The sequence below is a fragment of the Exiguobacterium sp. s7 genome (assembly GCF_018618195.1).
In the GTDB taxonomy this organism is placed as follows: Bacteria; Bacillota; Bacilli; order Exiguobacteriales; family Exiguobacteriaceae; genus Exiguobacterium; species Exiguobacterium mexicanum_A.
The window spans coordinates 15,409-37,459 of the sequence record NZ_JACSLO010000011.1 but is presented as its reverse complement, the minus strand read 5'-3'; the positions used below and the strand labels follow the sequence as shown (position 1 = coordinate 37,459).

Annotated in this window: 23 protein-coding genes; 1 reads left to right on the top strand and 22 read right to left on the bottom strand. The window is 52.5% G+C overall.

Annotated features, from left to right (window positions below):
• Nucleotides 1–20: 20 nt before the first annotated feature.
• The 18 genes from rlmH to KNP79_RS12365 form a co-directional block, all read right to left on the bottom strand.
• Entirely contained in the window at nucleotides 21–500 is a 480-nt protein-coding gene (gene rlmH / locus KNP79_RS12450; protein ID WP_029596433.1) for a 23S rRNA (pseudouridine(1915)-N(3))-methyltransferase RlmH, read from the bottom strand.
• A gap of 83 nt (nucleotides 501–583) precedes the next feature.
• Nucleotides 584–745, bottom strand: a complete 162-nt coding sequence (locus tag KNP79_RS12445; protein WP_021067873.1) for a CxxH/CxxC protein — start codon at nucleotides 743–745, stop codon at nucleotides 584–586.
• Between the two features lie 37 nt (nucleotides 746–782).
• The gene (locus tag KNP79_RS12440) at nucleotides 783–2,051 is read right to left on the bottom strand and encodes a S1C family serine protease (RefSeq protein WP_215192589.1); all 1,269 of its coding nucleotides are present in this window, start codon (nucleotides 2,049–2,051) and stop codon (nucleotides 783–785) included.
• A 51-nt stretch (nucleotides 2,052–2,102) separates the two neighbouring features.
• Nucleotides 2,103–2,894, bottom strand: coding sequence for an MBL fold metallo-hydrolase (locus KNP79_RS12435; RefSeq protein ID WP_034780331.1), 792 nt, complete (start codon nucleotides 2,892–2,894; stop codon nucleotides 2,103–2,105).
• Nucleotides 2,895–2,907: 13 nt separating this feature from the next.
• A complete protein-coding gene (locus tag KNP79_RS12430; RefSeq protein ID WP_214708201.1) occupies nucleotides 2,908–3,732 on the bottom strand; it encodes a two-component system regulatory protein YycI in 825 nt (274 codons plus the stop codon).
• Nucleotides 3,719–5,104: a two-component system activity regulator YycH gene (gene yycH / locus KNP79_RS12425; RefSeq protein WP_034780327.1), complete on the bottom strand. Its 1,386-nt coding sequence runs from the start codon at nucleotides 5,102–5,104 to the stop codon at nucleotides 3,719–3,721. Before yycH ends, KNP79_RS12430 begins: the two co-directional genes overlap by 14 nt.
• On the bottom strand, nucleotides 5,104–6,945 hold the full coding sequence (gene walK, locus KNP79_RS12420; protein ID WP_214824072.1) for a cell wall metabolism sensor histidine kinase WalK: 1,842 nt from the start codon (nucleotides 6,943–6,945) through the stop codon (nucleotides 5,104–5,106). Before walK ends, yycH begins: the two co-directional genes overlap by 1 nt.
• 3 nt (nucleotides 6,946–6,948) lie before the next feature.
• Complete coding sequence (yycF, locus tag KNP79_RS12415; RefSeq protein WP_034780323.1) at nucleotides 6,949–7,659, bottom strand: response regulator YycF; 711 nt, start codon at nucleotides 7,657–7,659, stop codon at nucleotides 6,949–6,951.
• Between the two features lie 120 nt (nucleotides 7,660–7,779).
• Nucleotides 7,780–9,069 carry an adenylosuccinate synthase gene (locus KNP79_RS12410; protein ID WP_034780322.1) on the bottom strand — a complete coding sequence of 430 codons (1,290 nt, stop codon included), beginning with the start codon at nucleotides 9,067–9,069 and terminating at the stop codon, nucleotides 7,780–7,782.
• Between the two features lie 236 nt (nucleotides 9,070–9,305).
• Nucleotides 9,306–10,658 carry a replicative DNA helicase gene (dnaB, locus tag KNP79_RS12405; RefSeq protein WP_021067865.1) on the bottom strand — a complete coding sequence of 451 codons (1,353 nt, stop codon included), beginning with the start codon at nucleotides 10,656–10,658 and terminating at the stop codon, nucleotides 9,306–9,308.
• A 17-nt stretch (nucleotides 10,659–10,675) separates the two neighbouring features.
• Nucleotides 10,676–11,119 (bottom strand): 50S ribosomal protein L9, encoded by a 444-nt coding sequence (gene rplI / locus KNP79_RS12400; RefSeq protein ID WP_214718796.1) that lies wholly within the window; start codon nucleotides 11,117–11,119, stop codon nucleotides 10,676–10,678.
• Nucleotides 11,116–13,107, bottom strand: a complete 1,992-nt coding sequence (locus KNP79_RS12395) for a DHH family phosphoesterase (RefSeq protein WP_214755111.1) — start codon at nucleotides 13,105–13,107, stop codon at nucleotides 11,116–11,118. Before KNP79_RS12395 ends, rplI begins: the two co-directional genes overlap by 4 nt.
• 150 nt (nucleotides 13,108–13,257) lie before the next feature.
• On the bottom strand, nucleotides 13,258–13,488 hold the full coding sequence (gene rpsR, locus KNP79_RS12390; RefSeq protein WP_015880232.1) for a 30S ribosomal protein S18: 231 nt from the start codon (nucleotides 13,486–13,488) through the stop codon (nucleotides 13,258–13,260).
• Between the two features lie 40 nt (nucleotides 13,489–13,528).
• Nucleotides 13,529–14,038, bottom strand: coding sequence for a single-stranded DNA-binding protein (gene ssb, locus KNP79_RS12385; RefSeq protein WP_024371077.1), 510 nt, complete (start codon nucleotides 14,036–14,038; stop codon nucleotides 13,529–13,531).
• Nucleotides 14,039–14,075: 37 nt separating this feature from the next.
• Nucleotides 14,076–14,363: a 30S ribosomal protein S6 gene (rpsF, locus tag KNP79_RS12380; RefSeq protein WP_021067861.1), complete on the bottom strand. Its 288-nt coding sequence runs from the start codon at nucleotides 14,361–14,363 to the stop codon at nucleotides 14,076–14,078.
• 130 nt (nucleotides 14,364–14,493) lie between these two features.
• Complete coding sequence (ychF, locus tag KNP79_RS12375) at nucleotides 14,494–15,594, bottom strand: redox-regulated ATPase YchF (protein WP_215192587.1); 1,101 nt, start codon at nucleotides 15,592–15,594, stop codon at nucleotides 14,494–14,496.
• A gap of 152 nt (nucleotides 15,595–15,746) precedes the next feature.
• Entirely contained in the window at nucleotides 15,747–15,950 is a 204-nt protein-coding gene (locus KNP79_RS12370; protein WP_034780313.1) for a DUF951 domain-containing protein, read from the bottom strand.
• Entirely contained in the window at nucleotides 15,940–16,878 is a 939-nt protein-coding gene (locus KNP79_RS12365) for a mechanosensitive ion channel family protein (RefSeq protein WP_138860244.1), read from the bottom strand. The genes KNP79_RS12370 and KNP79_RS12365 overlap by 11 nt, the downstream gene beginning before the upstream one ends.
• 169 nt (nucleotides 16,879–17,047) lie before the next feature.
• On the opposite strand from KNP79_RS12365, the gene yyaC reads away from it, so the two are divergent.
• Nucleotides 17,048–17,674: a spore protease YyaC gene (gene yyaC / locus KNP79_RS12360; RefSeq protein WP_034780311.1), complete on the top strand. Its 627-nt coding sequence runs from the start codon at nucleotides 17,048–17,050 to the stop codon at nucleotides 17,672–17,674.
• On the opposite strand, the gene KNP79_RS12355 is transcribed toward yyaC, so the two are convergent.
• From KNP79_RS12355 to mnmG, 4 genes are all read right to left on the bottom strand, one after another.
• Entirely contained in the window at nucleotides 17,647–18,429 is a 783-nt protein-coding gene (locus KNP79_RS12355; protein WP_215192585.1) for a ParB/RepB/Spo0J family partition protein, read from the bottom strand. The two genes, yyaC and KNP79_RS12355, sit on opposite strands and share 28 nt — an antisense overlap.
• A gap of 45 nt (nucleotides 18,430–18,474) precedes the next feature.
• Nucleotides 18,475–19,353 carry a nucleoid occlusion protein gene (gene noc / locus KNP79_RS12350; RefSeq protein WP_214755117.1) on the bottom strand — a complete coding sequence of 293 codons (879 nt, stop codon included), beginning with the start codon at nucleotides 19,351–19,353 and terminating at the stop codon, nucleotides 18,475–18,477.
• A 79-nt stretch (nucleotides 19,354–19,432) separates the two neighbouring features.
• Nucleotides 19,433–20,149, bottom strand: coding sequence for a 16S rRNA (guanine(527)-N(7))-methyltransferase RsmG (rsmG, locus tag KNP79_RS12345; protein WP_214755119.1), 717 nt, complete (start codon nucleotides 20,147–20,149; stop codon nucleotides 19,433–19,435).
• Nucleotides 20,150–20,153: 4 nt separating this feature from the next.
• Nucleotides 20,154–22,040: a tRNA uridine-5-carboxymethylaminomethyl(34) synthesis enzyme MnmG gene (mnmG, locus tag KNP79_RS12340; protein WP_034780305.1), complete on the bottom strand. Its 1,887-nt coding sequence runs from the start codon at nucleotides 22,038–22,040 to the stop codon at nucleotides 20,154–20,156.
• Between the last annotated feature and the right edge of the window lie 11 nt (nucleotides 22,041–22,051).

Sequence of the window (22,051 nt, the reverse complement as noted above, 5' to 3'; positions counted from 1 at the left end):
CTAAACAAATATATATGTGGTTACTTATGATAAGGCTCATTCCGGTTGATCCGATACGCTCGATAAATCTGTTCACACAAGACGAGCTTCATCAATTGATGCGGGAACGTCATTTTTGAGAAGGAGATCGTATCATCCGAGCGTTTCATGACGTCGTCCGATAACCCGAGCGAGCCGCCGATGACGAACGCGATTTTGCTCTTGCCGTACGTTGCGAGTTGATCGAGCTCACGGGCGAACTCTTCGCTCGTCCGTTGCTTGGCGTCGATGGCCAAAGCGATCACATGCGTGTCCGGACTGATTTTCGCCAAAATCCGCTCGCCTTCTTTTTGTTTTACTAGAATCATGTCCGCTTCACTCAAATGCTCGGGCGCTTTCTCGTCCGCGACCTCGATTTCCTGCACTTTCGCATAGGCCGACAAGCGTTTTGTGTACTCGGCAATCCCTAGTTTCAAATACTTCTCTTTTAGTTTGCCGACCGTGATAATTGAAATATTCATCCAATTCTTCCTTTTTCCACAGTTTTTTTGGAGTTATCCATAGGGTTATCCACAGAGTTATCCACAAATCCACATGTTGATAATCATTTTTTGCTTGACACAACATATGTTGCGTCGGCATCACAGAACTCACATGTCACTTGTCCACTTGTGGATAGTTCTTCGAGCAACGGGTATTCCCCCGTCTCATCGACAATGATATCTAAAGCGATTTCAACATGTTCCTTGCATACTTTTTTTTCCACAATGTTTCCTCCTTAAAAAAGAAGCGTCGCCGCTCCTTTAGGTTGCTTCAGTTAATGTGGCCTCGGTCTTGCCTGCCTTGCCGCGTCGCGTATATTCAATCGTGACCTTATCCCCAACCGTGGCGTCACGATACAGCGCGTCCCGCAAATCGACGTAACGTTTGATGTCGCGGTCGCCGATTTTGACGATGACGTCACCGACGCGGAGGCCCGCCTCTTTGGCCGGACTGCCGGGCGTGATTGCCTCGACGAATACCCCGTCTTCGTTGTCAAAACTAATCCCATACTCTTCCCGGACGTTACCCGGTACGGCGATGACTTCTTGAATCGTGACGCCGAGCTGGGCCCGCGTCACTTTGCCATCACGCTCGAGCATATCGATGACCGGCAGCGCGACGTTGACGGGAATCGAGAAGCCGACCCCTTCGACGCTCGCCTCGGCGATTTTCATCGAGTTGATGCCGACGAGCTCGCCGCGGATGTTGATGAGTGCCCCGCCGGAGTTCCCCGGGTTGATGGCGGCATCGGTCTGGATGACCTCGGCATTGTAGTCCATGAGGCCATCACTGTTCGTATCGACCGGCACGGTGCGTTCGACACCACTGACGATACCACGGGTGACCGAGTTTGAAAAGACGCCGAGCGGATTCCCGATCGCCATGACGGTCTCGCCTGCCTGGAGCACGGTCGAGTCCCCGAGCGTGATCGGAGCGACATCGATATTGGCGGGCAGTTCGACCGATGCGACAGCTAAATCGTTGAGCGGGTCCTCGCCGAGAATCGTCGCCGAAGCGACTTGTCCGTCAGAAAACGCGACGTTGATCTCGTCCGCTTCTTCGATGACGTGGAAGTTCGTGACGATATACGCCGTGTTGCCTTCGACCTTATAGATGACACCAGAGCCCGCTCCGGCCTCCCACTGCGAGTCCGAGGTGAACGCCCGCTGGATGTTCGTAATGCTGACGACGGACGTTTTAGCACCCGTCACAGCGCTCGTGATGTCGGATTCCGTGATGGTGACGGCTTGTTCTGTCCGAATCAGTTCATTTGTCACAAAACGAGAGGTTGGGGAATCCCAGAGCATCATCGCCAAAAAGAACAAAGCCGCTCCTAAGAATCCACCAACCCCTCCGAGTAACAACGGTTTTAAGTTCATTCGCGGCTTATGGCGCACATGTTCTTCTTGTTTCGGGCGCCACTCGCTGCGAGATGGGTACGTCGGTTTTACATCGTTCATTGTATCTGCTTCGTGCTCTAAAGGTTCGACGTCTTGAGGTTCATACTCATGGTGTCTCTCTTCATTCACGACGCGTCCCCCCTTCAAGACAGTGTGTTATCTGTCTTTTCCCAAGTTCGCTTATAAAGAAACGAGCGAAGTGGGGGTCGATGGGTCAGTATCGCACAATTTAATGCGACCGAGGTCGACATCGCGCATCCCGAGTGTTTGGGACACGCTCATTTGAGCGAGTTCTTTCATATTGTTGTCTTTACTGAGGTGGGCCAAATAAATCCGTTTCGTCTGGTCTCCGATGACCTCGCTCATCGCGATGGCCGCGTCTTCGTTCGAGACGTGACCGTAGTCCCCAAGAATCCGTCGTTTGACGCTCCACGGGTACCGTCCCATTTGAAGCATCGAGACGTCATGGTTCGATTCGAAAATAAAATCATCGGCCCCACGGATGACGCCTTTCATCCGATCGGACACATAGCCCGTATCGGTGATGTGGGCGAGGCGTCTGCCGTCATGCGCGAACTGGTAGAACATCGGGTCGGCCGCGTCATGGCTGACGTTAAACGACTCGATTTCGATATCCCCGAACTGTTTAATCTCCCCTACCTCGAAGTGAAACTTCAAGGCCGGGTCGACTTTTCCAATCAACGATTCCATCGCATCCCACGTCTTCGCGTTCGCATAAATCGGTAAGTTATATTTTCGAGCGAGAATCCCGACACCTTTAATATGGTCGGAGTGCTCATGCGTGACGAGCAGTGCATCGATCCCATCAAACGATCGTCCAATCTCAGTGATGCGTTGTTGCATCGCCTTCCCGGTCAATCCGGCATCGACGAGCAATTTCGCCCGTTCCGTCTCAATGTAGAGGGCGTTCCCGGTCGAACCGCTCGCAAGCACACTATAGCGTAAAGTCACTCGATCACTCCTTTCATTCTTCTGAATCAAATTCGACCCGTTCGACGGTCCCATCGATCGCATTGACGAAGTAGACGTCCTCGTCAATCGTGATCGACCAGAGCGGCGGCATGATGATCAAGCTGCCGGAACTGTCGAGCGGCAGGCTATAGAAGCCCGTATTGATGGCCCGCATCTCTTGGTTCGGCTGGAAGTACTTCCGGGCCGCGAGTTGCGAGATCGCCTCGCTCGCCGTCAAGACGAGATCGTCTTGCGACTTCGAGGACAAGTTCGTCAAATGACGTTGTTTATAGTCGGTCACTTCAAGCGCTTCGTTCAATTGAAGCAACAGGAGCGACGGACCGATGTACTGCTCGGTCTCCCCATCGATCTCGGGGTTCGAGAAGATCTTATTGTTCTCATACGTCTGCACGAAGGCGACTTGACGCGTCTCGGCGTCATAGCGCCAGTACGCATACTCGGAACCGAACGGGACATACTCGGAGACGAACGTCGACGCGGTCGTCCGTAAATCGTCTTGATCGAGCGGGACCGGCTGTTTGAGCTCGACTTCGAGTTGCATATTGTCGAGCGTCGTCGCCAGCTGGGCTTCCCGGTTCTTCGTGATCATCGAGGCCGACATCTGTTCCGACGACCCCGTCAAATAACCGATATCCCGACCCATCCGCGGCAACTTCGACGCATCGACGTTTCGTTGGTCCAAGATTTGCGCGATCGACGTATTGTCGTTCGTCACGACCTCTGTCGCCCACGTTTCCGTCAAAAGCTGGAACAACAGGTAGATGTTCAGCGCGAGGAAGGCGAAGAGAAGAATCGTTTTCGCTTTACTCCAATCCACGATACATCATCCTTTCTGTCCAGTCATCCGGTTGATCGAATGGGATCCATCTTCCGGCTTCCCGAACGAACCAGTTCGGGGAGAACGTGACGTAACGGCTCGTGTCTTCATTGTATTCAATCTCATAACCGAGTCGAATCTCGGTCACGTTTTCAAATCGTCCGGCATTGACGAGCGTATCGACCACATCTTGTCCGTCCGCGAGCTGTGTCGTCCCGACCGAGATCAAGCGATCGATCTCGAGATGGTGCCGAGTGATCGACCGGACTTGTGTCCCGTCGTTCTCGACACGCAGCGTCGATAAGTCGACGGCATCGTTATTGATAAACGCCTCCCGTTGACTGAACACTGGGAAACCCTTCACGTGAAACCGGAACACGGTCGTTTCAAAGCCTTTGTTGGCCGGAGTGATCGCATCAAACCGAAGCGACAAACCTTGGCTCTCCGACGTCTCATCGACCCAACCTCCGTGGAAGTTGACGAACTCGACGATCGTGTCGAGTCCGATAACCGACTCCTGTTCCGAACTGTTGCGTGATAAGTTTCGATAACGGCTCGCGTTCAGGTTCGCATCATATTCGGCGACGCTAATCCCGTTCGTGAGGGCGCCCACGGAGCTGGCCGGATCGACTTCTTGTACATTCGGGTCGCCCGGGAAGAACGTATCACGCATCCAATCGAGACGGGCCGAGATTTGAATTTGAGATACGTCGTAAGCGAACAGCTCGTTCATCTCCGGTCCGACGACGGGGATGTAGTTGACGCGTTCATCCGTGTACGTGACACGACGCATCGATCGATCTGAATCTTTCAAGAACAGACTGTTGACGTCCCCTTGACCGACTTTCGACAAACGCCCTTCCCAAAGTGATTGGTCGCTCATGATCGTGCGGATGCGCCACGTGTCGTCCTCCATGAAGATGAGGGCACGCTGTGGCACTTTCCCCGACAAGCTGTATGAGCCCGGAAGCATGTAGCTGAGCGTATCCGCATAATACGGCTCCGGTAAAATCAACTCGACGGCCTCATCGACACCCGCATACAAACTCGGGACGTTCTTGACGGCGAGCGGTTTAAATTCGCTCGCCTCGAACGACTCCCGGATGACACGCATAATCTGTTTCGGCGAGTTTTTCGTGGCGAAGACGGCGTTGTTCTCGTGGACGACCGTCTGGGCCGGTACGATGACTTGGCGCGGTTGTCGCTGAAGCGACTCATCCACCGTCGCGACTTGCGTCTCTGACTGGACCGACTGATACTTCGGATGGTAGTCCCAGAGGATGACCGTTTGGACGATGGACGTGACGATCAAGGTGAGCAAGACGAGCGATTTCACTAGTTCTGGCTTCGCCAAGAAGCGTGGTCGTTCCATCAGTCATTCACCTCCACGATCGTATCGAATGGGATGGTGAAGTAAATCGTCGTCCCGCGTCCGAACTCACTCTCGGCCCAAATGTCGCCGCCATGGGCGGAAACGACTTCTTTCGCAATCGACAATCCAAGTCCGGTCCCGCCGATATTGCGGGCCCGAGCCTTATCGACCCGGTAGAACCGTTCAAAGATTTTCTTCAAATTCGATTTCGGAATGCCGACCCCTTCATCTTTAATACCGATGACGAGACGCTTGGCACGGAGCATCGTCCGGAACGTGATTGTCCCGCCTTCTGGCGAGAACTTGATGGCGTTCGTGATGATGTTGTCGATGACCTGCGTCATCTTATCTTGATCGGCGTGGACGTATACCCGGCGCTTCATGAGCTTCCGGCGGAACTGGATCGTCTCGCCTTTCGTCATCTCATGCCGGTCGATGATGTCGTTGAAGAACTGGATAAAGTCGAACTTCACTTTTTGCATCGTATACTCTTTGCTGTCCATCTTCGATAGCTGCAACAGATCGTTGACGAGGCGAATCATCCGCTCCGTCTCATTCTGGGTCGTCTCGAGGAAGCGCGGGGCGAGCTCATCGTCCTTGTATGCGCCTTCCGCGAGCACTTCGAGGTAACTCCGCATCGTCGTGAGCGGCGTCCGCAGCTCGTGGCTGACGTTCGCGACGAACTCACGGCGGTCTTGCTCGACTTGTTCTTGCTCGGTCACATCGTGCAGAACGACGATGAGACCGGTGATCGGTCCGCTATGCTTTTGGATCGGTGAGAAGTAGGCGCGGACGAGGAATAGTTCTTCGTCCGTACTGAGGTCGATCAGTTTTGGCGGCATCGTCCCGTCTTCCGGGATGACGATCTCGTCATCGAATTCGAGCAAGTTCTGTAGGTTCGCCCCCATCGCTTCTTCTTCAGCGAGCCCGATCATATCGCGGGCTTGGTCGTTCATCAAGATGACGCGCAAGGAACGATCCGTCGCGACGACCCCGTCCGACATGTTCTCGAGGACGCTCGTCAAGCGGCGCCGTTCGGCTTCCGTCGTTGCGTTCGCCTCCATGAGTTCATCGGTCAATTCGTTGAAGGCGTAAGCAAGTTGGCCGACCTCGTCGTCGGAATAGACTTTAACTTTCCGCGAGAAATTCCCTTTTCGCATCTCGACGGCTTGACGACGCATATCCGCAATCGGTCGCGTGATCGTCCGTGACAGCAACACCCCAAGGATCGATGTGATGATGAGAGCGATGAGTGTCCCGGTCGCGAGAATCCTCGTCACTTGTTCCATTTGGTTATAGATGGACTGCATCGAGGCCTCGATATAGATCATACCGGTCGTCGTCCCATCGACCTCGGATTTCACCGGGACGGCGACGACACGCATGCGTTCGTTCGAGTCTTCATAGACGAGCGTCTCTTGCGCTCCGCTCGTCGCAAACGATTTTTGAATAAACGAGTTCGCCGTCCGTTGTCCGACGAGACTTTGGTTATTCGGATTCGACGTCGCCCGGACGACACTGTTCGTGTCGATAATCTGGACTTCGCGAATGTCATCAGCTAGCGTCGTGCTCTCCGTAAACTCAGACAGCAGTTGATCCAGTACCTGGTTCAACTGCTGGTCCGAGGTCGAGTCACCGCCGTTCGATGCGATCCCTTCACTGACGTTATAACTCAGAAGGTTGGCACGATCGACGAGCGACTGCGAGAAGTTGTTGATGTATTGTCGTTCGAGGGAGCGCACGAAGTACACTCCGATGACTTGCATCGCAACAAGAATGAGCAGCGCATAGATGACGACGAGCTTCCACTGGATAGATTTAAAGAAGTTCGTCCGTTTCATCGTTTAGTCTTCTTCTCCTGCTTTTAAATAGTAACCGACACCACGGCGCGTGATGATATATGTCGGCGTCGATGGGTTGTCTTCGACTTTTTCGCGCAAACGTCGGACCGTCACATCGACCGTACGGACATCGCCGAAGTAGTCATAGCCCCATACGGTCTGGAGCAAGTGCTCACGCGTCATGACTTGCCCGATGTTTTGGGCAAGATAATGGATGAGCTCGAACTCACGATGTGTCAGTTCGATTTTCTCTTCCCGTTTCGTGACCATGTATGAATCCGGATGAATCGTCAAGTCACCGATGACGATATCATTGGCGTTGGCACCTTTCGTTTCTGGGGCCGGGGCCGTTGCATGACGGCGCATGTTCGCCTTGACGCGGGCCAAGAGCTCGCGCGAGCTGAACGGCTTCGTGACGTAATCGTCAGCACCGAGCTCGAGTCCGAGCACTTTATCGATCTCAGAGTCTTTCGCCGTCAACATGATGATCGGCATATCGTATTTCTTCCGGACTTCACGGCATACTTCCATACCGTCTTTGAGCGGCAACATGATGTCGAGCAAAATCAAATCTGGTTTGACTTCTTCGACTTTCACGAGCGCCTCTTCCCCGTCATAGGCGACGTGGACTTGGTAACCTTCTTTTTCAAGCTTAAACTTCAATATATCTGCGATTGGTTGTTCGTCATCTACCACTAAAATCGTACGATCCATTCAGTGAGTCCTCCTCTTATCGTTAAACGTACATGTCTACATTGTAACTCTTTTTCTATAGGTTAGAAAGCGTGGCCCATTTCCGTGGAAATGAAAAGAGAGCCACGAGGGCTCTCTGTCTTATGCTTTGTAAATATCACGTAAGATGACCGTTTGCTCACGTGCCGGTCCGACCGAGAACGTCAACAATTCGATACCTGTCAACGCTTCGATGCGCTTGACATAGTTCTGCGCGTTCACCGGCAAGTCTTCGAACTTGCGAACGCCTGTGATGTCTTCTGTCCAGCCTGGGAGCTCTTCAAACACCGGTTTGCACTGTTCGAGCACGCGGAAGTTCGGCGGGTACTCGTCGAGGAGCTTGCCTTCGAACTCGTAGGCCGTACAAATCTTGAGTGTCTCAAGACCTGTCAACACGTCAATCGAGTTGAGGCAAAGGTCTGTGATGCCGCTGACGCGGCGCGAGTGGCGGACGACAACCGAGTCGAACCAACCGACGCGACGCGGACGTCCCGTCGTCGTACCGTACTCTTTTCCGACCTCACGGATCGTGTGACCGATCTCATCGTCAAGCTGGGTCGGGAACGGGCCGTCTCCGACACGTGACGTGTACGCCTTACAGACGCCGACGACGTGATGGATCTTCGATGGTCCGATTCCGGCACCGCTCGATACGCCGCCTGAAGCCGCGTTCGATGATGTGACAAACGGGTACGTTCCATGGTCGATGTCGAGCAACACACCTTGTGCGCCTTCAAATAACACTTTCTGTTCTTCGTCGAGCGCATTGTTCAACACGACCGATGTATCACATACGTACTTGGCGAACTGTTGGCCGTACGCGTAGTATTCTTCGAAGATGTCATCGAATTCAATCGCATCGACTTCATACATCTTCACGAACATGCGGTTTTTAATCGTGAGGACGGTCTTGAGCTTCTCAGCGAACACTTCTTTGTCGAGAAGGTCGGCGATGCGAATCCCGATACGCGCCGCTTTGTCCATGTAACAAGGACCGATCCCTTTGAGCGTCGTCCCGACTTTGGCGTCGCCTTTCGCGTCCTCTTCGAGCTTGTCTTGCAACTGGTGGTACGGCAAGATGACGTGGGCCCGGTTCGAGATGCGGAGGTTATCCGTACTCACGCCACGCTCGTGCAAATACGCGAGCTCCGTGACGAGCGATTTCGGATTGACGACCATCCCGTTCCCGATGACACATGTTTTGTCCGAGTAGAAGATCCCCGATGGAATCAAGTGAAGTTTATACTTCGTATCGTTGAAGACGATCGTATGACCAGCGTTGTCTCCCCCTTGATAACGCGCGACGACCTCGGCCTGCTTTGATAAGAAGTCCGTGATTTTCCCTTTACCTTCATCGCCCCACTGCGTTCCCACTACGACTACTGATGACATAATGAATCCTCCTTGTAGATAAACGTTCTATTCAAACCATCCGTAAGTGTACACTTGCTTCTCGCGAAAGTCAACCTAATACCGAACGATATTTTTATGTTGTAACCTTTCGTTCGTTATTGACGCCTCATTTCTCATTCAATGAATGAATTCTTTAAAAATCGAATACGTTTAGGTCCAAAGACCGACAAAAAAGGCGACGTCTCGTGACGTCGCCTTTGGCAGAATCATTCGTCCTACATCGGTGGCGCAAAAGCTTGCGTCTCCATGTTGACGAACTTGTTATATTCTTTTCGGAACGAGAGCTTGACCGTCCCGGTCGGACCATTACGCTGTTTGGCGATGATGATCTCGATCGTGTTGGCGTCTTCACTCTCTTTATCGTAATAGTCGTCCCGGTAGAGGAACGCGACGATATCGGCATCTTGCTCAATCGCCCCGGATTCCCGGATATCTGACATCATCGGCCGCTTGTCTTGACGGCTCTCAACACCACGTGAGAGCTGTGACAAGGCGATGACCGGCACTTGAAGCTCACGCGCGATCGCTTTGAGCGTACGCGAGATTTCCGAGACTTCTTGTTGCCGGTTCTCGCCCGGCTTGCCGTTCCCGACGATGAGCTGCAAGTAGTCGATCATGATCATGCCGAGGCCGTGCTCTTGTTTCAAGCGACGGCATTTGGCTCGGATCTCGTTAACCCGGAGACCCGGCGTATCATCGATATAGATACCGGCTTGTGACAGTGACGACATGGCGAGCGAGAGACGCCCCCAGTCCTCGGCCTCGAGCCGACCCGTCCGCAGGCGCTGGGCATCGATATTGCCTTCCGCACAGAGCATCCGCATGACGAGCTGCTCGGCGCCCATCTCCAAACTGAAGATAGCGACGTTCTCGCCGGTACGGACGGCCACGTTTTGCGAGATGTTGAGGGCGAAAGCCGTCTTCCCGACGGAAGGACGGGCCGCGACGATAATGAGGTCGTTACGTTGAAACCCGGCCGTCATCTTGTCGAGATCGCTGAACCCGGTCGCGATACCGGTGATTTCGCCACTCGATTGGTGCAGTTTTTCAATCGTCGAGTAGGCGTCCGATAAGACGGAGCCGATCGGATGAAAGCTTGACTGCCCTTTACGTTGCGAGACTTTTAAAATGTTCCGCTCGGCGTCTGACAGGACGGCATCGACCTCGTCTTGGCGTTCATAGCCGTCCGAGACGATATTCGTCGCAGTCCGAATCAAGCGGCGGAGTGCCGCCTTTTGATCGACGACGTTCAAATAATACCCGATGTTCCCGATGGCTGGAACCGCCTCGGCGATTTCCGCCAAGTAGTTCAATCCACCGATTTCATCGAGAATACCTTGAGCTTGAAGCTCCGAACTGAGCGTGACCAAATCGACGAGTTCGCCCCGGTCATTGATCTTCAGCATCGCCTCAAAGATCCGTTGATGGCTGACACGATAAAAGTCGTCCGGGTCGACCCGTTCCGAGGCCGTGATCAGCCGATCGGAATCGAGAATGACGGCCCCGAGGACAGCTTGTTCCGCTTCGACGCTATGTGGCGGGGTATTGACTTGAATCGCATCACTCATACGTGTCTACCTCACCTTCACGCTTCTTGAACATGAACGTTTAACATAGCCGTGACGTCGTGGTGCAACTTCACCGGCACTTTCGTAAACCCGAGCGCTTTGATTGGGTGTTCAAGCTCGATTTTACGCTTGTCGATCTTGTAGCCCATCCCTTTCAACGCTTCACCGATTTGTTTGCTCGTGACCGATCCGAAGACGCGACCGCCCTCACCTGACTTCGTCTTGACGACGATCGTCTCTTTTTCAAGCTTGTCCTTCAACTGCTGGGCTTGTTTCAATTCTGCTTCAGCCGCTTCTTCGGCGCGTCGCTCTTTCGCGGCGAACGCCTTCAAGTTGCCCGGTGTCGCTTCGACCGCCAAGTTCTTTTTAAAGAGTACGTTCTTCGCGTAAGCGTCCGCGACATCTTTGACGTCACCAGCTTTTCCTTGACCTTTTACATCTACTTTTAAAATGACTTTCATTCAGAATCCTCTCCCTCTGTTTCATCTGTCATATAATGATCGATCGCTTCTTGTAATAACGTTTTCGCCTGTTCCCGGCTCACGTTCAATTGTGTCGCCGCATTCGTCAAATGACCGCCCCCATCCAACATCTCCATGATGACTTGGACGTTGACATCGCCGAGCGAACGGGCACTGATGCCGGTTCGGCCGTCGGGTAAGACGGCGATGACGAACGATGCTTTGACGCCCTCCATATTAAGGAGCTGGTCAGCGGATTGGGCGATCAACACTTGATGGTGCACTTCATCGTCCGAGGCGACGGCGATCGCCATGCCATCGGAATAGATGTCCGTGTTTTCGAGAATATGAGACTGTTCGATATACGAATCGAGGTCTTGACGCATGAAGTGCTGGACGAGCACGGTGTCTGCCCCTTGAATCCGAAGGAAAGAAGCAGCATCGAACGTCCGCGACCCGGTCCGCAAGGTAAATCCTTTCGTGTCGACCACCATACCCGCAAGGAGCGACGTCGCTTCTAAAATCGATAGCTTGCGCGTACCGGCCTGATACTCGATCAACTCCGTTACGAGTTCGCACGTCGAGGATGCGTACGGCTCCATATAGACGAGGACTGGATCTTCAATGAACTCTTCACCACGACGATGGTGGTCGATGACGACGACCCGTTCCGCGCGGTCTAGAATATCCCGCGAGATGACGAGCGACGGCCGGTGCGTATCGACGACGACGAGGAGCGTCTGTTCGTCGATGAGCGGTTGAGCCTCGAACTCGGTCAAAAAACGGCTATACAGCTCTTCGTCGTTTTCGACTTCATTGACGAGACGTTGAATCCCAACGCTCGTCTCGCCGGCCGGGATGACGACGTACGCCTCACGGCCGACAAATTCAGCCAGTTTCATGATGCCGATGGATGCTCCAAGCGAGTCCATATCCGGGTTTTTGTGCCCCATGATCAGGACACGGCTCGACTCGCGAATCAAATCGCGCATCGAGTTCGAGATGACGCGGGCTCGAACCCGGGTCCGTTTTTCGGTCGGGTTCGTCTTGCCACCGAAAAAGCGGACTTTCCCGTTATGACGTTTGACGACGACTTGGTCCCCGCCGCGTCCGAGACCTAAATCAAGACTCGATTGCGACAAGTTCCCCAGTTCCGTCAGCGTCGTCTCCCCACAACCAATCCCGATGGAGAGTGTGAGCGGAATTTTATGCTCTTTCGTCGCCTCGCGGACCTCATCGAGAATCGAGAAGCGATTGTTCTCGAGTTCGGAGAGCGTCCGTTCGTTCATAACGAGAAAGAAACGATCGGCTGCCGTTCGACGCATATAGATGTGGTATTTTTGAGCCCATTGGTTCAAGAGGACGGTCACGCGTCGATTGATTTCACTCCGGACCTGTTCATCCACAGCGGTTGACATCTCATCATAGTTGTCTAAGTATAAGACGCCGATCACCGTCTGTGTTTCCGAGTATTTTTGTTCAATCTCTGCCTCATCCGTCATGTCGAACAAGTAAAGGGTCTGATACTCCTTATTGTAGAGGACCCGATAAACGCGGTCTCCGACTTCGATGGTCGCCTCGTCCTCTTCTTCCTCAATCAACTCGGTGAACGCCGAGTGAATCGAATCGATCGAGATCCCGAGTTCCATCTCGAGCTCAAAGATGAGTCGAGACTGTTCATTGAACCAGCTGATGCGACGAGTTTCGTCAAAGACGAGAATCCCAATCGGCATGCCGGTGAGCGCTTCTTTCCCGACGTCTTCGATTCGATGCGACAAAGAATGGACGTATTGTTCCCACGCCTTGCGTTCTCGTCGAATCGTCACTTGCTGATAGATGAAAAAAATCAGCGTGCCCACGAACAGGGTGATTGCCGCCACAATGCTGTAGAACGCCAATCCTAACGCGACAAGCAGTCCAATCACATATGGAACGGCGTGACGCGCGTACTGGTTCTTCACTGATGTTATTGCTTCACCACTGTGCATGTGTGCCTCCTAAAATGAGTGGTGTTCCACCCATGATATCTAAATGGTTTCTGCTCTATCATACCATATCCGTCCGTTTCACTTACACTCCTACATCGGCTCGGAAAACAAAAAACGACCTATCCCGAGGGATAAGCCGTGTGTCAAAAATTACTCTGCAACGTATGGAAGCAAAGCCATTTGACGTGAGCGCTTGATAGCGACAGTAAGTGGACGTTGGTATTTCGCTGAAGTACCAGTCACACGACGTGGAAGAATTTTACCACGCTCCGAAACGAAGCGTTTGAGCAATTCTACGTCTTTATAATCGATATGAGTGATGTTGTTCGACGTAAAGAAACATACTTTACGACGACGACGACCTCCTGGACGACGTGCCATGTGAAGACCTCCTTTTTAGTTTAGTTTCGAATCGACGCGATCAAAATGGTAGATCGTCATCCGATAAGTCGATTTTTCCGCCACCCGAGAACGGGTCAGCTTCAAAACCTTTGTTTGAGTTCGAGGACTGAGATGAAGTCGAAGAAGCGGCTGCGCCCCATCCTGATCCACTTGACTCACCACCACCGAAGACATCTCCAGCCGGTGCTGTATCACGTTGCGTTGAAGCACCGCGTGGTTCAAGGAAGCGTACGCTATCGGCTACGACTTCTGCCCGGTAACGACGTTGGCCATCTTGACCTTCGTAACTACTGATTTGAAGGCGACCGTCTACGCCGGCCATGCTGCCTTTTTTCAAATATTGTGCTACGTTCTCTGCTTGTTTGCGCCAAACGACACAATCAATAAAGTCCGCCTCGCGCTTCCCATCTTGTCCAGTAAATGGACGATCGCAAGCGAGAGTGAAGCGAGTTACGGCAATCCCGCTCTGCGTATAACGCATTTCTGGATCGCGTGTCAATCGACCAACTAACACAACTCGGTTAATCATCTCAAAGCTCCCCTTTCGCAATATGAAGCGTTAAGAATTAACGCTCGTCTTTAGTTGTCATTTGACGGACAACGTCATCAGAGATCTTCATGAGACGCTCTGTTTCTTGAATCGCTTTAGGCTCAGCAGTGATGTTGAGAAGAACGTAGTGTCCTTCGCGCATCTTGTTGATTTCGTAAGCGAGACGACGTTTACCCATGTCTGTTGTTTTATCAACAGTACCACCGTTTTCAGTGATGACGTTGTTGAAGCGTTCGATTAAAGCTTTCTTAGCTTCCTCATCAACTGATGGACGGATAATGTAAAGAAGTTCGTATTTACGCATTATCTTTCACCTCCTCTTGGACTAACGGCTCCTACCGGTTGTAGGAGCAAGGAGCAAACAATTGTTTTACTCACGTCATAATATACTATCAAACTTCTGTTCATTTTACAATACGTTTGCGGAAAATGGCTTAAACGTTGAAGCGGAACGTGACAACATCGCCGTCTTGGAAGACGTATTCTTTTCCTTCTGAGCGAAGTTTCCCTTGTTCTTTAACTGCCGTCATGTTGCCGGCAGCTGACAAGTCTTCATACGATACGACTTCGGCACGGATGAACCCACGTTCAAAGTCAGAGTGGATGACGCCCGCACATTGTGGAGCTTTCATGCCTTGCTTGAACGTCCAGGCGCGCACTTCTTTCTCACCAGCCGTGAAGTATGTGGCGAGACCGAGCGTCGAGTAGGCGGCACGAATCAATTGATCGAGCCCCGACTCTTCGATGCCGAGGTCTTGCAAGAACTCAAGGCGCTCTTCTGGCTCGAGTTCTGAGATTTCTTCCTCGATGCGAGCACAGATGACGATTACTTTCGCCTCTTCTGTCGCGGCGTGTTCACGAACTGCTTGGACGTAAGGATTTTGGTCCGCGTCAGCCACTTCGTCCTCACTCACGTTCGCGACGTAAAGCATCGGCTTCATCGTGAGCAACTGGAAATGTTTGACGATAGCGAGTTGATCCTCTGTCAATTCAGCAACACGAGCCGGGCGCTCCGATTCGAGGACCGCTTGAACGATTTCAAGTGCTTCGAGCTCTCGAGCTGCGCCTTTGTCTTTCGACTTGACCATTTTTTGAACGCGTGTGATGCGTTTCTCGACCAATTCAAGGTCGGCCAAAATCAATTCGAGGTTGATGGTCGTGATGTCATCGATCGGTGAGACTTTACCCGCGACGTGTGTGATGTTGTCATCTTCAAAGCAACGGACGACTTGGCAAATCGCGTCGACTTCACGGATGTTAGCCAGGAATTTGTTTCCGAGCCCTTCCCCCTTTGACGCACCTTTTACGATTCCGGCGATGTCTGTAAACTCAAATGCGGTCGGTACGGTCTTCTTCGGTTTGACGAGTTCCGTCAACCGGTCAAGACGCGCGTCCGGTACTTCGACGACCCCAACGTTCGGGTCGATCGTGGCGAACGGATAGTTGGCTGCCTCTACACCGGCTTGCGTGATGGCGTTAAATAATGTCGATTTCCCGACGTTCGGTAATCCGACGATTCCTGCTGTTAATCCCACTTGTATTTCCTCCTCATCCGGCTTTCCCGGGAAATGTTGATCCGTCTGTGGAGTGGGTACGTTCAGTACACCACACCGTCACATCCTTCACAATTATAGTTAGTCCTCGATTAAACCGCAACTCACGGTTGTAACATAGAGAAGAACGCCACTTATTCAGCGGCGTTCTCTTGTGGAAGCACTTTTTTCAATCGCTTATCAAAGTCGCGGCGCGGCATGAGTACACTCGCCCCGCAGCCTTGACACTTGATACGAATGTCCATCCCGACCCGAGTCACCTGCCAACGGTTCGTCTGACAGGCGTGTGGTTTCTTCATTTCTACAAAATCGTTCAACTCATACGATTTAGCCTGCATTTTCGGGCGCTCCTTTAGTCGATGTGGTTGGCGGCATCATGACGGTCCGCGGATACGGGATCTCGATTCCGCGCTCATCAAGTCCGGTTTTCAACTCTTTATGCAAAATCCGTCCGGCCGCGAAGTGTTGCGTCGGTGGCACTTCGGCCATGAGACGATAGACGACTTCCGATGGTCCGAGCGACTGGACCCCGGCGAGCGTGATCGGCTCGATGAACAAGTCGTGATACTTCTCTTCGACCGTCTTCGCGATCTCTTTCAACGCCTTCTCGACTTTGCCCATGTCTTCTTCATAGGCGACACCGATATCGACGACCGCGACGCTGTTCTCGAGCGAGTAGTTCGTCACTTGCATGATCTGTCCGTTCGGGATGATCGTCACTTGCCCGTTCAATCCCTTCAACTTCGTCGTCCGAATCCCGACTTCGATGACGGTCCCGTCGACTTGTTGATTCAAATTGACGTAATCCCCGTTCTTGTATTGATTTTCAAAGATGATGAAGGCGCCCGTGATGACGTCTTTCACCAAGTTCTGCGCCCCGAACGAGATGGCGAGACCGGCGACCCCGGCCGATGCGATCAAACCAGCGATGTTGACGCCGAACTGGCCTAGCACCGTCAAAATCATAATCAAGCCAAGGACGTACCGAATCGTGTTTTGAGCCAGTTTTGACAGCGTCTCATTTTGGCGCTGGGCGACGATATTATCTTCTTTGATTTTGCGCAAGGCGAACACGCGCTGCACCATCGACGTCAAAATGCGTGACGCCACATAAAGCGCCAAGATGATGAGCGCGACACCTGTCAATTTAATGCCGAGCCCAATCCACATCTCCGTGTCTTGGAAATAAGCGACGAACCGATTGACGTTATCAATCGTCTCATCGGCCACTGTGCTCAAGTCTGTATCTGTATTTTGTGAAGCCATGTTGTCACCTCTAAAGTTATAGATTCTAACTCATCAAACCATAATTGACGACTTTTCTCAAACCCTACATCCGGACGTTATAAGTTTCGGTGTTCCGGGAATGGGATAATACGGTTTCATTCCGCAATTGCAACTAGACGCAGGCAGCTTAGAAGAGAGGATGAGATTCATGCCGTTTCGCCTAAAACCTCATAAACCATACTCTTTCTTCATCGAACATACCGAACGGAGTGGATCCAAGCTCTTTGCCGATCAACTGCACGACCAGTTGGCGAAAGAGACGCATCGTCCCATCGTCCTCGTGTGTATCGGTTCCGACCGTTCCACGGGGGATTCACTCGGGCCGCTCGTCGGCACCTTCCTTGAAGAACGGTCCGTTCGAAATATCCATGTTTACGGGACGCTGACGAAACCGGTCCATGCCTTGAACCTCGTCGAGACGCTCCACGAGATTCAGACACGGTTCCACCGCCCCCTCATCATTGCAATCGACGCCTGTCTCGGCCGATTGTCGAGTGTCGGGTATATCTTCTTTTCGGAAGGGCCGCTCGCTCCTGGCGCCGGCGTCCAAAAAGAGCTCCCTTCGGTCGGTGAATACAACATCAAAGCTGTCGTCAACGTGAGCGGCTTTATGGAGATGATGATTTTGCAGAACACACGCTTACATCTCGTCTACGAGTTGGCCCGTTTCATCACCGATGGCTTTGCCGAATTCGACTTACGAATCGGACGGCTCCATCAAGAAGAGGCAGCCATTACCCGGCTTCGTCAATCTCGCGACGAATCGAAATCTTGAGGCGATAAAAGCGTCAACAAATGCTCCAAATCGTCTTGCGAGAAATACTTCAGCTCGAGGACGCCCCCTTTTCGACGCGGGCGAATCGATACATCCATTTGAAGACGTTCCGCTAGCACCGCCTCGACGGCTTCGACGTCGGCGTCTGAGCGCTTGAGCGTCTTTTTTTCGATGCGTTCTTTTTGTAAGTAGCGCTCGAGCCGTCGGACCGTCCATTGCTCGGCGATGACGCGACGAGCAATCTGTTCCATCGCCTGAGCCGATTTCATGCCTGTAATGGCGCGGGCGTGGCCCATCGTCAATTCGCCAATCATGACCGCATGCTGGACCGCACTCGGTAACCGGAGCAGTCTGAGGCTGTTCGTCACATGGCTCCGACTCTTCCCGACACGTTCAGCGAGCTGTTGTTGCGTCAGACCGAGTGTCTGCATCAACTGTTCGTAGGCGAGTGCCTCTTCGATTGCGTTCAAGTCGGCGCGTTGAATATTCTCAATCAAGGCCAGCTCCATGACGCGGTCCGAGTCGGCTGTAACAATCAGCGCCGGGATATCCGTCTTGCCGGCTAACTTCGCAGCTTGAAACCGGCGCTCGCCGGCGATGATTTCATAAAATCCACTCGCTTTACGGACGACGATTGGTTGCAACACACCGTAACGCTCAATCGACTGCCTGAGTTCGTCTAACTTTTCCGGCTCAAACTGTTTGCGGGGCTGGTTCGGGTTCGGGCGAATATGATTGATCGGTAATCGTTCCATCCTGATTCCTCCATTCCATCTGATTGCTACAAAAAAAGCACGGGCTCACTTTTGTGGCCGTGCTTTCGGGATTCGAATCCGAATTTCAACAAATTCATCTTCTTCGACTTCCTCGGTTTGGACTTCGATGCCGGTTTTACCGATCAAGCTGACCGAGTCCCGGATCGTGTTGATAGCGATTCGCGTATCTCTAGCAAAACTTTTCGTCCGACGGCGCTGTTTTTTCGGTTTCCGTTTCTCTTCCTCAATCGGTGTCGTCAAAAATTCGACGCGTTCTTCCGTCTCTTTGACGTTAAAGTCTTGTTCTAAAATTTCCATGAGCACTTGGATTTGAAGACCGGACTCTTTGAGCGGTAAAAGCGCCCGGGCATGACGTTCGTTGATTTGACGATCACGCAAACATTGCTTCACATCTTCCGGTAATTTTAATAGACGCAATTTATTGGCAATTGTCGACTGACTTTTGCCAAGACTCTTCGCAAGTGCGGCTTGTGTCAGTCCGTTCATTGCGAGCAGACGATCATATGCTTCCGCTTCCTCGATTGGACTGAGCTGTTCCCGTTGCAAGTTTTCAATCAGCGCCAAGGCAGCTGTCGTATCGTCATCCATCTCTCGGACGATAGCCGGAATGACAGACCATCCGAGCGACTTAACAGCCCGGAAACGACGCTCCCCAGCGATAATCTCGTAGCGATCCCCTTCCGCCTTGCGAACGACAATCGGCTGCAAAAGACCATGTTCGTCAATCGTGACGGCCAATTCGTCAATTTTAGCCGGCTCGAATACTTTACGCGGTTGATAACGGTTCGGTAAAAGCAACGATAAGGCAATTTCTTGGACAGCATCATTCGATTTGACTTCTGCCAGTTCCGCGACGGCTACTTCCGGACGACTTCCAAACAGTTTAGCAATTGTTTTCTTCAACGTCGGCACCCCTTTATGTAAAAAATAAGCAGATTCCACTACCGGAATCTGCTTTTGGTTTCACGTGAAACACTATTGCTCAGATTAGCGGCTCTTTCGCCGGTGTACCCGCTTTACGTGGATATTTCCCAGGCGTTTTTCGTAATTTATCTACAATTACGATATTACGCTCACTCATCTCTCCTGGCAATAGGAACTGGTGTGTCGTTTTTATTTCCCCACCGAGCACGGCCAAGGCGTTTTTCGCATCGATAAGCTCGTCAGAAACCTTCGCTGCTTTGAGCGCTACGAACGTTCCGCCGACTTTTGCGAGCGGTAAACAGTACTCGGCGAGCACCGTCATCCGGGCAACTGCACGGGCGGTTACGACATCAAATTGTTCACGAAATTTTCTATTTTTTCCAAACTCTTCGGCACGTCCGTGATGGAACGCGACACCTTCTAGCCCGAGCGCGAGCGCGAGTTCGTTTAAGAACGTGATTCGCTTGTTGAGCGAGTCAATAATCGTTACATGAAGGTGCGGGAATAGAATTTTGAGCGGCAAGCTCGGGAATCCTGCCCCGGCACCGACGTCACAGACGGTCTCGACGTTTGAGAAATCGAAATGGAACGCCGCGCTAAGCGAGTCGTAGAAATGCTTCAAATACACTTCTTCCTTATCTGTGATCGCCGTCAAATTCATCTTCTCATTCCACTCGACGAGCATCTCGAAATACAGTTCGAACTGAGCGAGTTGTTTCTCGCTCAATTCAAATCCTTCTGCCTGCAACGCCTCAATAAATTGGGATTGGTTCATCGTTTCACTCCACTGTCGCGTATTGTCCTTGCTCGATATAGACAAGAAGGATCGAAACGTCCGCCGGGTTTACCCCGGAAATACGTGACGCTTGTCCAATCGAGAGCGGACGAACTTGTTTTAGTTTTTGTTTCGCTTCCGTCGCAAGACCACCGATTGCATCGTAATCGAGTTTCTCCGGAATCCGTTTTTCTTCCATCCGACGCATCTTCTCGACTTGCTCGAGCTGCTTCGAGATGTAGCCTTCGTATTTCACTTGAATCTCGACTTGCTCCGCCACTTCAAACGGCACTTCGATCGGGGCCGGTGCAAAGCGCATGAGCGTCGCGTACGTCACTTCTGGCCGCTTCAAAAGAATACTGGCATGTGTCGCTTCTTTGAGCGGGTTCGCGCCAACTTCTTCGAGCACGGCGTTCACGTCAGCCGACGGTTTGATGACGAGTCCGTTGAGACGTTTTACTTCTGCCGCAATCGCGACTCGTTTGTCTTCAAGATGGGCATGACGCTCTGGTGACAATAGACCGACTTCATGACCGATGTCGCTCAAGCGAAGGTCCGCATTGTCGTGACGCAGGAGCAACCGATACTCGGCACGGGATGTGAGCAAGCGATACGGCTCGTTCGTCCCTTTCGTCACGAGGTCGTCAATCAAGACGCCGATATACGCCTGTGAGCGGTCCAAGATGACCGGATCTTTGCCGAGCACTTGGCATGCGGCGTTGATTCCGGCCATGATTCCTTGTCCGGCCGCTTCTTCATAGCCGCTCGTCCCGTTGATTTGACCTGCCGTGAACAATCCGCCGACCGTCTTCGTCTCGAGTGTCGGCCAAAGTTGCGTCGGCACGACCGCATCGTACTCAATCGCATATCCAGGGCGCATCATCTCTGAGTTCTCAAGTCCAGGAATCGTCCGGAGCATTTGATGCTGAACGTCTTCCGGCATACTCGTCGAGAAGCCTTGAACGTAAATCTCTTCCGTGTCGCGACCTTCTGGCTCGAGGAAGATTTGGTGACGCGGTTTATCGTTAAACCGGACGACTTTATCTTCAATCGATGGGCAGTAACGCGGGCCCGTCCCTTTAATGGCACCCGAGTACATCGGCGAACGGTGCAAGTTCTCGTCGATCAATTGGTGTGTCCGCTCGCTCGTGTAGGTGAGCCAGCACGGGATTTGCTCGATCGGGTCGAGGTCTTGCGACGTGTAAGAGAAGAGCGACGGATTGTCGTCCCCTGGTTGAATCTCCGTCTTCGAGTAATCGATCGTCTTGCCGTCGATGCGTGGTGGTGTCCCCGTTTTGAAACGGACGAGTTCGAGCCCGAGCTCTTCTAAATGCTTCGACAATTCGACCGAAGGCATCTGGTTGTTCGGACCGCTCTCATACGACAATTCGCCGATGATGATTTGACCGCGCATGAACGTACCCGTCGTGACGATGACCGCTTTCGAGCGGTACTCCGAACCGGTATTCGTGACGACACCGGCGACTTTCCCGTCTTCGATGAGAAGTCGTTCGACGAGCGCTTGACGAAGCAATAGGTTCGGTTCGTCTTCAAGCACTTTCTTCATATGATTTTGGTATTGGAATTTGTCCGCTTGCGCCCGTAATGCGCGCACTGCTGGACCTTTTGATGTGTTGAGCATCTTCATTTGAATGTACGTCGCATCGATCGCCTTCGCCATCTCGCCGCCGAGGGCATCGATTTCGCGAACGACGATCCCTTTCGCGGGACCACCGATCGATGGGTTGCAGTACATGAATCCGACCATATCCGGATTCATCGTGAGCATCGCCGTTTTCGCGCCCATGCGTGCCGACGCCAGTGCGGCCTCGATCCCTGCATGACCGGCTCCGATGACGATGACATCAAACTCGCCTGCCGTGTAAGCCATAGTTGTTCCTC